The organism is Faecalicatena sp. (genome assembly GCF_058819085.1).
The window spans coordinates 44,904-58,498 of sequence record NZ_JBZUUL010000024.1 but is presented as its reverse complement, the minus strand read 5'-3'; the positions used below and the strand labels follow the sequence as shown (position 1 = coordinate 58,498).

General features: G+C 46.2%; 12 protein-coding genes. 1 reads left to right on the top strand and 11 read right to left on the bottom strand.

Annotated elements, in window-relative coordinates; all coding sequences use genetic code 11:
* Nucleotides 1-10 precede the first annotated feature (10 nt).
* The 11 genes from AC4OGX_RS11615 to AC4OGX_RS11565 all read right to left on the bottom strand — a co-directional run bounded on the left by AC4OGX_RS11615 (nucleotide 11) and on the right by AC4OGX_RS11565 (nucleotide 12,516).
* A complete protein-coding gene (locus AC4OGX_RS11615) occupies nucleotides 11-2,257 on the bottom strand; it encodes a glycoside hydrolase family 2 protein (RefSeq protein WP_493330656.1) in 2,247 nt (748 codons plus the stop codon).
* A 60-nt stretch (nucleotides 2,258-2,317) separates the two neighbouring features.
* Complete coding sequence (locus tag AC4OGX_RS11610; protein ID WP_493330654.1) at nucleotides 2,318-3,706, bottom strand: MFS transporter; 1,389 nt, start codon at nucleotides 3,704-3,706, stop codon at nucleotides 2,318-2,320.
* 268 nt (nucleotides 3,707-3,974) lie between these two features.
* Nucleotides 3,975-5,228: a helix-turn-helix domain-containing protein gene (locus tag AC4OGX_RS11605; RefSeq protein ID WP_493330653.1), complete on the bottom strand. Its 1,254-nt coding sequence runs from the start codon at nucleotides 5,226-5,228 to the stop codon at nucleotides 3,975-3,977.
* Between the two features lie 73 nt (nucleotides 5,229-5,301).
* Nucleotides 5,302-6,645: a sporulation protein YqfD gene (locus AC4OGX_RS11600; RefSeq protein ID WP_493330652.1), complete on the bottom strand. Its 1,344-nt coding sequence runs from the start codon at nucleotides 6,643-6,645 to the stop codon at nucleotides 5,302-5,304.
* A 13-nt stretch (nucleotides 6,646-6,658) separates the two neighbouring features.
* Nucleotides 6,659-6,943, bottom strand: a complete 285-nt coding sequence (locus tag AC4OGX_RS11595) for a YabP/YqfC family sporulation protein (protein WP_493330651.1) — start codon at nucleotides 6,941-6,943, stop codon at nucleotides 6,659-6,661.
* Between the two features lie 98 nt (nucleotides 6,944-7,041).
* On the bottom strand, nucleotides 7,042-7,659 hold the full coding sequence (locus AC4OGX_RS11590) for a hypothetical protein (RefSeq protein WP_493330650.1): 618 nt from the start codon (nucleotides 7,657-7,659) through the stop codon (nucleotides 7,042-7,044).
* Nucleotides 7,616-8,869, bottom strand: a complete 1,254-nt coding sequence (locus AC4OGX_RS11585; protein WP_493330649.1) for an ABC transporter permease — start codon at nucleotides 8,867-8,869, stop codon at nucleotides 7,616-7,618. The genes AC4OGX_RS11590 and AC4OGX_RS11585 overlap by 44 nt, the downstream gene beginning before the upstream one ends.
* Nucleotides 8,869-9,747, bottom strand: coding sequence for an ABC transporter ATP-binding protein (locus AC4OGX_RS11580; RefSeq protein ID WP_493330648.1), 879 nt, complete (start codon nucleotides 9,745-9,747; stop codon nucleotides 8,869-8,871). Before AC4OGX_RS11580 ends, AC4OGX_RS11585 begins: the two co-directional genes overlap by 1 nt.
* 155 nt (nucleotides 9,748-9,902) lie before the next feature.
* The gene (locus tag AC4OGX_RS11575; protein WP_493330647.1) at nucleotides 9,903-11,165 is read right to left on the bottom strand and encodes a HAMP domain-containing sensor histidine kinase; all 1,263 of its coding nucleotides are present in this window, start codon (nucleotides 11,163-11,165) and stop codon (nucleotides 9,903-9,905) included.
* Nucleotides 11,153-11,827, bottom strand: a complete 675-nt coding sequence (locus AC4OGX_RS11570) for a response regulator transcription factor (RefSeq protein ID WP_493330646.1) — start codon at nucleotides 11,825-11,827, stop codon at nucleotides 11,153-11,155. The genes AC4OGX_RS11575 and AC4OGX_RS11570 overlap by 13 nt, the downstream gene beginning before the upstream one ends.
* 134 nt (nucleotides 11,828-11,961) lie before the next feature.
* Nucleotides 11,962-12,516 (bottom strand): helix-turn-helix domain-containing protein, encoded by a 555-nt coding sequence (locus tag AC4OGX_RS11565; protein ID WP_493330645.1) that lies wholly within the window; start codon nucleotides 12,514-12,516, stop codon nucleotides 11,962-11,964.
* Nucleotides 12,517-12,671: 155 nt separating this feature from the next.
* On the opposite strand from AC4OGX_RS11565, the gene AC4OGX_RS11560 reads away from it, so the two are divergent.
* Nucleotides 12,672-13,592 carry an AzlC family ABC transporter permease gene (locus tag AC4OGX_RS11560; protein ID WP_493330644.1) on the top strand — a complete coding sequence of 307 codons (921 nt, stop codon included), beginning with the start codon at nucleotides 12,672-12,674 and terminating at the stop codon, nucleotides 13,590-13,592.
* The last annotated feature ends 3 nt before the right edge of the window (nucleotides 13,593-13,595 follow it).

The window sequence follows — 13,595 nt, the reverse complement described above, 5'->3', positions numbered from 1 at the left end:
CGGTTTTTCTCTACAGCTCTGGTTTTTTGATCTTGTTTAATTCCCGGTTCAGCGCCACTGCCATCTCAGCTGTGACCGCCTTTCCTGCCTGTTTTAGCATGGCTTCCACCGGCATGGCATCCATCTGTCTTTGGATGGATTCCGGCACTTTTACATTCTTTGCTACATCACCGTATGCCTCGACTGCCTTTTCCTGTATAGCCTGCAAAAGTGCCGCTGCTTCTGGAACTGCCTTAACGGAGGCGATGCTGTCCCGGATGGAGAAATAACCCTCCCGCTCCTGCATGTCTTCCCTGTCGAACCAGTTGACGACTGCTTCCTTCGGTTTTGAATATGCCGGGTTTGGTTCTGCCACTCTGCGGATGATGATTCTGTCGGACACTTCCTGAGCGCCGCTGTTCCCTTTACATCTTGCCTCTACTGTATGCTCTCTGGAGATCGGAACCCGGAATACGAACACCTTATCCGCCCTCTTTGTCCCAACTTCTTCTCGGTCCACATACAGCGTCACCTCCGGCTGATTGGAGTATACTTTAACTTCTGTCACCTCTTCTGCCCGGTCTACATATCTTCTGCCGCAGATATGTACAAATGGTTCATCAGAAAGGTAAGCCTTATAGATATAGAAGGCATCCTTCTTTACTTTGCGGTCAAAGGTCACCAGCCCTTTATGATTCACGCCCGGTTCACCTCCGTCTTCCCGCCCGTCTGCGGCAAAGTCGAACATGTTCCAGACATGCATGGCCCAGATATAAGGACGTTTGGACCACATTTCCAGCATGTGTTCGTGGTATGTCGCCTGATACTGCTCGGTATAATCCCCTTTTTCAGGTGTGCCTGTCTGGTAACAGATGGTGGCATCTGCCCCATACTCGGACAGTCCCACTGCCATATCCGGGTGCTCTTTATGAAACTCATCGAACCAGGTGTCATTATCCGTCATCTCCCCGACATACCACCCGTAGTACAGGTTATAGGACCGGATATCCGGAATGGAAAGCACCTCACTGTCTGTCTCCAGTATGAAGACATTGGCCATAGTGGTCGGCCGGGAGCCATCCAGCTCATGACACAGCTCGTTGAGGATGCGGTGGTTGTCCACAAGATCCTCACAGACTCCGCCTGTAGTCGTGATCTCATTGGAGAGACACCAGCAGACCACAGAAGGATGATTCCAATTCTGTACTACCAGCTCTGTCATCTGGCTGACCGTATTCTTCTTTCCTTCAGGCATATGCTCGGTAATGTAGGGAATCTCTGCCCATACGATCATCCCTTCCTCATCGCAGAGGTCGTAGAAATATTGATCGTGCTGGTAGTGTGCCAGCCGGATCGTATTGGCTCCGAGCTCCTTTATCATCTCCATATCTTCCCGGTGCATCTCCTTTGTCAGCGCGTTACCTGCGCCTCTTCTGTCCTGATGTCTGGACACACCACATAAGGGATAATGGACACCGTTTAAGAAGAACCCTTTCTCACTGTCTACATAGAAGTCTCTGACACCGAATCTGCTAACGATACGGTCAGCTCCTCCCGGCAGCTCTGCGGACGCAGTATAAAGGTAAGGGTCTTTTTTCCCGTTCCACAGATGTACCTTCTCGATCCGAAAATTTGTTTCAGCGTAATTGTCCTGCACCACTGCGCTTTGTACACCGACGCCTGCGATAGTGAAGGTAACCGGTGTACCGTCGGGGACATTTTCTGTCCAGGCCTCCACATGAACTTTAGCCTCCTGTTGTTTTAGATCCACCTCAGGCGTCACCTTCATCGGGTTTCTTCCGAAATATCCCAGTTCAAAATGCCCCTTTGGCACGCTCAAAAGAGAAACATCTCTGTAGATCCCGCCGTAGAAGGTAAAATCAGCCTTCTGCGGATAGACCTCTCGTGTGTAGCTGTTGTCTGCGGAAACGGCAATCACATTATGTTCTTCAAGATATTCCGTGATATGAACCCGGAATGTAGAATAACCTCCGTCATGTGCCCCTGCTTTTATCCCGTTTACGTAAACTTCAGCCCGCATGGCCACACCCCGAAACTCCAGCCAGACCTCTTCGTCCGGCTTTCGTCCTGGGTATGTAAGCTCTTTGACATACCAGCATTTCCCACGGTAATAATCATTTCCCCCGTCCTGACCATCGGATGCGTTCCATGTATGCGGCAGATCGACGGATTCGCCATCTAGTTCCATCGCGGCCTTTACCCCGATATTTTCTTTGATAAATCTCCAGTCTTCATTTATATTTTTAACGATTCTCACGCCATACCTCCTTGTCATGCCTGTATTTCTTAATTTCAGTCAGTTTTCTTCCTGCCATCTCTATTCGGCGGCCTCTGCCTTTTTCGCCTTTTCTGCCTGAGCCGCCTCCCATGCCGGGATCTGCTTCTCCAGTTTTGAGAAAGCCTTTGCGCATACCGCGATCAATGCCACACAGATTGCCGGAACGACTGCGTATACAATACGGATCATCAGGATCGCACTGTCCGGCTGTGCCGTGATATTATCACCGGAAACATATCCTGCAAGTCCAAGCAGCAATCCGGTAATGACAGAACCTACAGCCGAACCGATCTTGCTTGAGAAGTTTGAAAGGATGGTGGAAGAAGCGTCCATGCGGGCAAGCCCCTTCATTTCGTTATAGGTACAGCATTTCATGATGAAAAGCACACCGTAATATGCGATCGGAAGCGTTCCTAAAGCCGCCAGCATGCCTCCTGCGAGCACGCCTGGCAGCCATGTATTTGAGAAGAATACAATGACATATCCTGCTACACTGGCAGCACAGAAGTAACTGATCATATTTCCCATAGATCCGATCTTTCTCATGATGACCGGGAAAACAAGCATCAGCGGCAGCAGTACGATGGAAAACATGGAGACAACCGCTAATAACGCTGTATTTCCGATGACCCATTTGAAATAATAGGTTGCTGCCCCTAGAGCTGTTGTAATATTGTAGCTTAACATGATAATCGCATATAACCACACATAGGGATTCTTACTGAACATCACCAGAATCTCTTTTACGGAGACCTTCTGATGCTGGCTTCCTGCATCTACGGAAGGGTCTTCTTTAATGAAGAAAAAGCGGAGCACAGAGATCAGTGCCAGCGGTATCACAAAGATCGCTACTGTTACGGTCCATCCTGAAGCGCTGGTCGCAAGCCTGCTCATCACGATCGGGAATGCCATGCTTATCACCATGGAACAGGCCATTGTTATGATCCCGCCATAAGAAGCTACCTTTGTGATCAACATCTGGTTGTTGCTGAATGCACGGATTGTATAAGGGGTATTTCCAGCCGCCCTTAAGGTGGTGAATACAGAGAATACTAAGGTATACATCACAAAGATCCAGGCGCATTTAAAAAACTGGCTCCATTCTGGTCTTGCGGCAAATAATCCCAGAGAACAAACCATAACGCCGATGATACACAGTTCATAGGGCCGTCCTTTTCCCAGCTTTGTATGGGTGTTGTCCACCAGCCATCCTGCAAAAATATCCGTTACCCCGTCAAAGATCTTACTTGCCATCAACAACATACCGATGGTAGCCACACTGATTCCCAATGTGTCTGAACAATAAAGGGATAAATAACTCAGTACGATCGCCTGAACTCCTGCCTGCGCGATATCAGAGCTTTTCCACAGCATCAGTCTTCCAAAACCCAGCTTATCCGGGTTTGCTTCTTTTTTCTTTCCAAACATAATAAACCTCCCTGTCTTCCTTTGTTTTAAACTTTAAGCCTGCTTTAAAGTAAGATAAGTATATACCTTGATTCCGAAATCTTTTAGAACTCATTTACAAAAAAATAGCACACATTTTACTTTTTTGGAGAAATATTATATTTAGCCACATTTTAAAAGAGTGGATTGAGAAAGAAACAGTAAAACAGATTCCAGAGATCCACTATGGCTGAGAACAAAAAATAACGGCGCATGCAATACACACGCGCCGTTTATATGGAAACATATTTTACTGATTTCCCGTCTGCCCTTCCATCTGCATAATATTACGATATTCTCTGGGAGACATCTGTTTTGCCTTTTTAAAGACCCGGGAAAAATAATTTTCATCCATAATGCCGACTCTTGCCGCGACTTCGCTCACCGGAATCCCGGTGGTTGTCAGGTAAACCAGTGATTTTTCTATCCTTTTCTCACTGATATAATCCCGCAGTGTTTTCCCGGTTTCACTTTTAAACCTTCGTGACAGATAGCTTGGATTCAGGTTGAACTTTTCAGCAATATACTGAAGACCGAGTGGTTCCTGCAGATGGAAATCGATATAATTGATCACCTGTCCGATCATTTCTGAGTATCTGCTCATCGAATGGTTCTGGACCAGCATACAATATTTTCTCAACATTTCCTCCGAAATTTTATTGAGTTCTGCCCCACTTCTGCTGCGCTCGATCCTTTTTGCAAACAGGCTTGAAACATCGTCAATATGGGCCGGGTGTACATGTGCCTCCTGGACTGCTTTCCGATATAAGACATTCATGATCAACGTACTGTTTTTATAATCTCGCATTGTATCTTCTGTCCTGCGCTCCATCGTATACTTGCCCATGGCAGTAAGGCACAGCTTAGCTTTTGTGACGTCCCCCTGGGTGACAGCTTCCAACATTTTTATTTCATCCTGATACCGCTTTTCGATCAGATCCATGGACAGGCTGTTGACATCCTCGATCCTGATCTCACCCTTATGAAATTCCTCAAAAAGCAGCATTCCGGTCTGTTCGGTATGATAAGTTCCTTTCCCATACAAGTTTTCGATGAATACAAGAAGAATTGCTTCTATATTAGGAAAGACCGGGATGCTGTAAAAGTAATTCCGCAGAGTAGGGATGTGGAACAACGGGAGCTGATACCGCTGTACAATCGTGTTGGCAGCATCCTCTTCTGTCACATTCACATAGGGGCCGATCAGAATATATTCGATGCCCGCTTTGCTTTCTGGTGTTTTCGTTTCTGGTGTTCTGTTTTCCGTTGAGATTTGAAAGATCGCATACTGTACCTCTAAGGTATCCTTTACGATATAAATCGTTCCCGGGCAGCAGTTCTTCTCGATCTGACGTGCAAGTCTTCCGTAATCGTAATCAACAAATAACTGGCGGCGGATTCCGCCGTCAAATTCTTCTAACCCGGAAGAAAGCTCCCTGATCCTTCTCATATCTATTCCCAGAGAACTCAGCATATTCCCCAGTAATTCAATGGTATCTGGCATCTTATCACCTCTTCTTCTGACGTTCATCCTTCTTTACATATTTTGTAGGATTCTTCAAAAGAAGTCAAGAACATTACTGCGTTTTCTCTTCTTCCTCTGTCTTGTTTTCAATCTCCACGATTTCTGTATCGGCCTCCTGGGTAATCCTCTCATTCAGATAAAGGGTTCCCCTGGCAGATGCCGAATTTTGTCCGATATGTATTTTGACCCCATTTTCTTTGATCTGAACCCCATCCTCCTCTAGTTTCTTGGAAAATAACTGGAAGTTTTGGCTTAGCTGTTCCTGAAGTTCTTTCTTTGTGTAGCTTTTTTCCCTGGAGGTATAGGATCTTACGATTTTACTCCCATAGGAAATCGGGAGGTAGAAGCTCTCGCCCAGCTTTAGCTGATGTTCACTGGTATGCATTTCCCATTCCTTATACTCATTCTTTAATGTGCCGATCGAGATCAGACGCTTACCGAGCTTGATATAATACAGCCGCCGCTGTGATTTCTCATAATGCTTCTTCTTATAGGTTGTACTGATGATATCTTCATAATTCATCTGGGTGTCCGCGAAAACATCTGCATCGGAGGCCTGATACTGGTAATCGATGACTTCTCCTGCATCATTTTTGACCTCCACCCGGCCGGATACGAGTATATCACCTTTTTTAACAGTATCCCCGATATGTACCTGCGGAACTCCTGTGCGTGTGATGATACTGGTGATCACGCCGTCCTTTGCGGCAACCAGATCTCTTGGTGTCTGTTCTTCTTTTGCCTGGACGCTTAGTGTGCCTCCGGTGGAATCCCCGGAATCTGGTTTCTCCCCTTTATGGGAAGCATCCCCGTTCTTCTGGCCGCCGTCTGCGTCCAAACCGTCCTCCCTGCGGAAGGTATCCTCGTTCTCTTTAATCTGAATGCGCAGGCGGCTGCCGTCAATGGAGGCGGAAACCCAGACGATGTCATCATATTCCTTCCGGATCTCCTTGACGATCCTGGCGCAGTCCACCTTGCTTTTCGGCATATGGGGTGTCACCTCTTTCTCCTCCAAAAATTCGAGCAGCGTCTCGTTTGTCCATTTTTCATTTCCCTCGAAATGAATGTCCCAGATGAAACTGGAGTAAAAATAAAGCAGCCCGATGCAAAGAAAAAAGCTGATAAAAAACAGCTTTCTCCTGCGGTATTTCTGCAGGAAAAAGGGGAGGCCGGCCCGGCCCGCTAGTGTGACCTTTGTATGTGTCTTCCTGACGATGGGCCGAAGCTTTTTGAATCCCTTAAGGCTCATGTACATCTCATACGCATTGCCGCAGGGCGTGAGTCCCCATATATAGATCTGATGATGGCTGCACAGGTTTAAAAACCGCTCAGGGGAGTACCCCTCCACACGGATTTTTACATATCCATGTACATACCGGATGATTGACTGTATCACAGTTTTTTCTCCCTCACTTACAATATTCTAGCGAGCAGATCCTGCCCGTAATCTTCATCTCATCATTGGTATAATACTCTATTTGGAGATTCTTTCCCATAAGCCGGATCTGGCTGCCCTTTGTCTGTACCCGGATCAGAACATCTGTGTACTCGATGATGCCGCGGTAGTTTTCGATGCAGACCTCCTGGTCCCCCATGATCGTGACGACCGCTGCGCCAAGGACGACATCCTTCGGCATGCTTGCAGCAGATGCCAGCTTTTCTTTCAATTTTTCACTCTCTATCTCTCTGCTCATATAGAAATGCCACACATACGCCCTTTATTTGAAGTATATGTGCGGCACAATTGTCCTATTCTTATGAAATTCTTACGAAATGGCCTGTTCGTAAAATGTTATTTTCTGCTGCGCAGCCGGACCCCTGCAATCAGCAGGAGCAGTCCGCTTACAAAGAGCCAGTACTTTTCAGTGTAACTTCCCATTGACATGGAGAACGGATAAAACATCTTCATATATTTTACCCCGCTCCCCACTGCTGTAATATAATAGAACATCGGAATCATGTATCCGGCAATGAGGTTATCCGTGAGGCTGTAGGCAAACACTCCCAAGCCTCCCAGAAACAGCATTTCTGCAAAGGTTCCTGCAAAATATTTCATCCCTTCCATCTGGCATCCGTTGGTATGGAGGAACCACATATAGATCCCGAGGAAAAGAATCAGTACGAGAACAGATTCTATGATTCGGATCGTATAGATGGAAGCGGTCTTGGTGTACTTCGACCGGATCAGGTCACGGATATCCTTGTTCTGTTCCGGCAGAAAGACCGGTGTGATCAGAATGATCCCCAAAAGGGCCGTATACATTTCCAGGACCTTTGCCGTATCGGCGAGGGCCAGATTTTCCACTCCCAGGACCAGAGGGGAAAGGCAGAGTAGTAAAAGCGAGATCCCCGCATGGACGAAAAGGTTATGCCTTAGATTTTCTTTTGCGATTTCCAAATAATTTGCCATGGATATCCAGCCTCCCTTTTCTCTTGAATGAATAGATCCATACAGTGACGGCCACTAATACGACAGAAATAACCGCATATAACGCTCTGTTTGCTGCCAGTTGGGTAAAGCCATCCTGAAATCCTATATAATTAAACTCCGTATTATGTCTCGGGATCAGATCCCAGCCATAGGTTCCCCCGTGCAGGGAATCGATGGAGCCAAAGACGGAGAGAAACCACCAGACTGCCATGACCAGGACTCCAAGCGCTGTATCTGTAAATTCTGTCAATACCATCCCCACTGCAGTTGTCACCATTATCGTCGGCATCAGCCAGCCGAAGGTATACTTTACAAAGGCCAGATAATCCAGCTCAATTCCCGGTCCGGCGGACTGGATACACCCTGCCAGCGGGATGATGGAAAGGAGAAGAACCGGCAGGATGAGCATGATCAGCATGGACAGATAACGGCTGATGATGATCGCCGCGGAGGATGCACGTCGGGATGCGATCAGTTCTCTCATTTGAGAGCGCCGGTCCCGAAGCCCTCTGGTTACGGCAAGGAATACGGGAAGGATTCCAAGCATGATTCCCATATAGTCACTGAACAGCCTTGCATATCCACCTGTAAGATGTTCTTTTACCGCAAGCTGCTCATACTCTTCCAATGCCTGCTCATAAGTCATCGTGGTCATGGCATTGGTCTTGATATTGCTCTTACTGTAGCTGGAACCGCCTCCCAGCATATCATCCAATTCCTCCATGAGTTTAAGGAATCTATCATAAGAAAGTGTCTTGACAGGTACAATGGGAGCACCTCCTGCGATCATGATATTGGACTCATCGTTTTGAGCAGACTCTAAGTCTGCGGTGAGAGCTTTTTCCATCTCTTCTTTCGTGGTCAGCCCGGTCATTTCGGCAATCATTTCAGCAATCCGCTCCTGTTTCTTTTCCCCGGGTTTTACGGTCTTGTAAAAACCGATCGGGTAAGTGATATACTGTCCGCTTTCATATTCACGGATCAGGATTCCCAGAGTGGCTGTCATTCTATCCTGAGGATCGGAACTGTACGTCCGGCCATAGTTTTCCTGACCAGGCTCTGGCTTCACCGCAATCGGCATATTACCTAACTGAGAGTTAAAAAAGACAGCCAGGATGATGACGATCAGCCAGTAGATCATACTTTTTGCAGTCTGCCTGCATTCTTTAACAACCAACTGTGCGAACATCAGACCTCACTCCCTTCCCCGTTCATCAGGTACATGTAAGCATCCTCCACACCGGCCTCGCAGCTTTTCGCCGAAGCAAACGGCCTTTTGTCCGCTATAAAACGTACCATGACATTATTTCCCAGAGTCAGCATACTGGTCACAATGTACTTTTCTTTCAGCTTGGGCAGCTCCTGACGGCTGATCTCAGCGGTATATACCTTCCCATCCGCCATCCCGATCAGATTGGAGACTGTTCCCTGATACAAAAATTCACCTTCATTCAAGACTGCGATCTGCTCGCAGGTTGCTTCAACATCCCCGACGATATGGGTGGAGAGAATGACGATCCGTTTCTCTGCGATCTCACAGAGAAGATTACGGAACCTCACCCGCTCTTCCGGATCAAGCCCGGCGGTAGGTTCATCGACGATCAGGATCTTCGGATTATGAAGGATTGCCTGGGCGATCCCGAGACGGCGCTTCATTCCTCCGGAGAGAGCCTTTACTTTTGTCTTTTGGTTATCCGAAAGATTCACTTTTTCCAGCAGTCCGGGGATCCTTTTCTGCCGCTGTGCCCGGCTCATACCGGAAAGGACTCCCAGATAATCCATCGCCTCGTACACCGTCATGTTGGGATACATGGAAAAATCCTGGGGGAGATATCCGGTCATCTGACGGATCTTCGCGGAGTCTTCCAGCGGCACACCGCAGATCGTGACCTTTCCGTCTGATTTGGGCAGCAGGGTTGCCAGGACTTTCATTAATGTGGTCTTCCCGGCTCCGTTGCGTCCGAGTAATCCGAACATCCCCTTCTGGATCGTCAGATTCACGTCCTTTAGAGCCTGTTTCTTACCATAAAACTGATTTAGATGTTCAATCTTTATTTCTGCAGACATTCTCATTAACCTCTCTTTCCCGGAAATGTGCCGAAAGCACAGAGCTTTTATGTGATATCTGTGGCAGTGAGTCTGTTCAGGCACATCTCCTTGTCTATGAGAGTATCATACAGAAGAAATCTCTATATTTTCTCTATGAAAACTTAAGAATCTCTTCAATCATTCTTACAGGAAAATGAAGCAGTCACAAGTGCTCCGCCCTCTATACTGTTAGAAAGGCTCAATTCCCCTCCATGCTTGATGCATAACTGGCGGCAGATATGAAGTCCGATTCCAAAATGTGGATTTTCCGGCACCATCTGCCCTCTATGGGCGGCACTCTCCTGCGTGGAACTATGCTCCTTATGATAAGGAAGAAGCGCCTTTTGCAGGTCATATTCGGTAAAACCGTCACCGTCATCATGTACCGAAAGGTACAGCATCTTTTCATTTTCTTCAAAAAATAGAGAGACCTCGATCCGGCTCCTGGCAAAACGGATCGCATTGGACAGCAGGTTTTCCAGGACTTCAAGGATCAGATTCCGGTCTGTCAGAACTTTCCTGGAATGGGATTCTTTCGAAATCTCCTCAAGGATGATATCCACATCTCCGATCTGGTTGAGAGAAAACACGACTTCCCGGATTTCGCCCCAGATACTTCCCACCGTGTGTGCCTCCCTTGCTACAGGAAGCTCATCCAGGCTTCGAATCCCCTTCATCGTTCTGCTGTACTGTTCCAGGCGGCTTAGATGTTCCGACATCAGGCGGAGAGTTTCCAGCATCTTTTCTTCGCTTAGTTTCCCCTGAGGAAGATAGCGTGCCAGGAAATCGGAATAACCTTTCAATACCGTCAGCGGTGTTCTTAAGTCATGGGCAAAAGCGGCATTGAGCTGCTTCTGATTCTCCACCATTTTCCACATTTTTTCGTTATTATGAATCAGCTCCTGCCGCATTTTTTCAAAAGAACTGCACAACGCCCCCATTTCATCCTTACTGTCATAGGTCAGGTCAAAATCCAGATCGCTCTGTCCCACTGCTTCTGTCCCTCTCTTTAGGATCTCAAGCGGCGCTTTTAACCTCTTTTTATAAAAAAGAAGACATGCGATGATGGAACCCGCCAGCCCATAGAAGAACGGGCACCATATGCGGACAAAGTCCAGGATTATCATCACTGTCCGGTCATTTCCCTGAAAATTGGCAAAACTGGATGCCCAGTACGGCCAATTAGTTGATTTGACCGAAAAGAGCCACATGGAGGCATCTACACTATACCTGCTCCAGATCAGATTTTGGTACCGATAGCATATGGTGATCGTAAAATAGGACAAAAGCATTCCCCCAAGTGCAATGACGAGAATATATGCTGTCATTGCACTGCGAAAGGAAAGATTTTTGATCTTATTTGCGATATTAGAGATTCTTTCTTCTAACCAATCCATTTATACCCCACTCCCCATACTGTTTCTATATAAGGTTTTTCTGTAAAGGTGGACAGCTTCATCCTGATCCGCCGGATATGCTCTGTCACGATGCTGCTGTCTCCGGTCCCGTCATATCCCCGGACCCGTTCATATACCTGGTCCTTCGAAAAAACCTGCCCGCTGTTCGAGGAAAGCAGTTCCACGATATTGAATTCTGTCCTTGTAAGGCTTACCAGACTGCCGTTATAATACACGCAGCGTTCGTCATAATAGATCGCCAGCTTTCCCTGGATCTTTACGGCCCTGTTTTCTTTTTTTCGTTCCTCGCGGCGCAGGTGTGCCTCCACTCTCGCTCCCAGCTCATCGATGCTGAAAGGCTTTAAAATGTAGTCGTCTCCTCCCAGGTGCAGCCCCCGGATGCGGTCTTCCTCTTCTACCTTAGCTGTCAGAAAAAGAATGGGACAGGATACATGGTCCCGAATCATCCGGCAGACTTCAAAACCATTGATTCCCGGCAGGTTCACATCCAAAAGGATCAGATCCGGCTTGAGCACCATCTTCTCAAATGCCTCTGCTGCATTTGCCGCTTCGATCACTTCATAGCCCTGGATTTCAAAATAATCCCGTAAAAGCTGTAAAATCCCCGGCTCATCATCTACTGTCAATATTTTCTTCATCATTTTTTCGGAACCTTCTTTCTGCAAAGTGATACCCGTCAGGGCATGTATTATAGCCTGCCTTTAGGGTATGCTTATTGTACTAATAAATTCTCTACAAAAAGTCTACATTTTAATAAGTAATACCATGATAAGCATCATTTGACCGGGTAATAATTGATAACCATAAATGAAGCCATTTCGTTTTGCCTGTTCAGGTATGTGTGGCTGATAGAGGAATCGAATGCCAGAGAATCCCCCTCATGCAGGATAAACTCTCCGTTTTCTGTATCTAAAACAAGCTCTCCTTTGATGATATAAAGATACTCCTTTGCTTTTTCAGAATGACCGATGGACCGATTCGAGGAATTTTGATCCAGCTCACAGTAAAACAATTCAAAATTTCGGGTCGGTGTTGTAGTGAAATAGCAATAGACGCGGTAGGCTTTTGTTTCTCCTGTCTGTTCTATCGTTTCTTTCCTTTGGATCACAGTTGTCTCATCATCTACACCGTCAATCAGTTTGGTATACGGCACTTTAAGGCCGTTCGCTATTTTCCAGATTGTATTGATCGTAGGATTGCTGTTTCCCTTTTCTATATCAGACAGCATGGTTTTACTGATTCCTGATTCAGCTGATAATTGTCCTAAGCTAAGATTTCTTTCTGTCCGAAGCTTTTTTAAGTTTAATGCGATGATCTTTCCTAATTCCATAGATTATCCTTTCTTTACACTTGACAATTATATCTAACGATTGTAAGATATACCGTATAGATGTCCGGTATTTCTTTCAATTGTTAGATATGGTGAATACAATTATTATATTGGACATGCAAAAAGAATGCAAGTAATTACGGGGAGAAAAATCTATGAAACGAAAAGCACTAAGAGCCGCATTACCTCATACACTTCCGATCTGTGTGGGATTTCTATTTTTAGGAATGTCTTATGGGTTTCTCATGAAAAGCAGGGGCTTCTCATTTGTGTATCCAATGTTTATGAGTATGTTTATCTTTGCAGGCTCAATGGAATTTGTCACTGTCAATTTATTAGTATCCGCGTTCCATCCGCTTTACACCTTTCTATTGACTCTCATGGTAAATGCCCGCCATATATTTTATGGAATCTCCATGCTGGATAAATATAAAAACTGCGGACTGAAAAAATACTATCTGATATTCGGCATGTGCGATGAATCCTTTTCCATCAACTGCTCTGCTACTTTTCCCCCGGATGTGGACAGAGGCTGGTTCATGTTTTGGGTGACATTGTTGAATCATATCTATTGGGTGGCCGGAGCCACTTTGGGCGGATTACTGGGCTATGTGATCCATTTTGATACAAAAGGCATTGAGTTTGTAATGACAGCTCTTTTTGTGGTCATGTTTATCAATCAGTGGGAAGAAACGTCAGATCATATCCCTGCCATGATCGGCATCCTCTGCTCTATCATCTGTCTCGTGCTGTTTGGCAGTGAAGGTTTTATGACAATCCTGATTGTAATCGCCGGAACGATGCTGACACGCTTTTTGCCATTTCTCATTTTCCCGGCAGATCGGCAGCCGCCGGCCTTCATCAGATTTTTGGGCAGAGTTTTGCCGAGTGCAGTCATCGGCTTACTGGTCATCTATTCTCTGAAGGATTCTGTTCACAGCGGTTTCTACTGCCTGCCGGAAATCATAGCGGTCTTATGCATCTTTCTTCTACATAAATGGAAAAAGAATACACTATTAAGTATTGGCGCCGGGACTCTGATCTATATGCTTTTGGTTCAAAATTGCTTTGTGTAAAAT

Excerpts from the sequence above, each read along its gene's own strand:
- AC4OGX_RS11610 (WP_493330654.1), bottom strand. The coding sequence starts at position 3,706 with ATGTTTGGAAAGAAAAAAGAAGCAAACCCGGATAAGCTGGGTTTTGGA.
- AC4OGX_RS11605 (WP_493330653.1), bottom strand. The coding sequence starts at position 5,228 with ATGCCAGATACCATTGAATTACTGGGGAATATGCTGAGTTCTCTGGGA.
- AC4OGX_RS11595 (WP_493330651.1), bottom strand. The coding sequence starts at position 6,943 with ATGAGCAGAGAGATAGAGAGTGAAAAATTGAAAGAAAAGCTGGCATCT.
- AC4OGX_RS11590 (WP_493330650.1), bottom strand. The coding sequence starts at position 7,659 with ATGGCAAATTATTTGGAAATCGCAAAAGAAAATCTAAGGCATAACCTT.
- AC4OGX_RS11585 (WP_493330649.1), bottom strand. The coding sequence starts at position 8,869 with ATGTTCGCACAGTTGGTTGTTAAAGAATGCAGGCAGACTGCAAAAAGT.
- AC4OGX_RS11580 (WP_493330648.1), bottom strand. The coding sequence starts at position 9,747 with ATGTCTGCAGAAATAAAGATTGAACATCTAAATCAGTTTTATGGTAAG.
- AC4OGX_RS11575 (WP_493330647.1), bottom strand. The coding sequence starts at position 11,165 with ATGGATTGGTTAGAAGAAAGAATCTCTAATATCGCAAATAAGATCAAA.
- AC4OGX_RS11570 (WP_493330646.1), bottom strand. The coding sequence starts at position 11,827 with ATGATGAAGAAAATATTGACAGTAGATGATGAGCCGGGGATTTTACAG.
- AC4OGX_RS11565 (WP_493330645.1), bottom strand. The coding sequence starts at position 12,516 with ATGGAATTAGGAAAGATCATCGCATTAAACTTAAAAAAGCTTCGGACA.
- AC4OGX_RS11560 (WP_493330644.1), top strand. The coding sequence starts at position 12,672 with ATGAAACGAAAAGCACTAAGAGCCGCATTACCTCATACACTTCCGATC.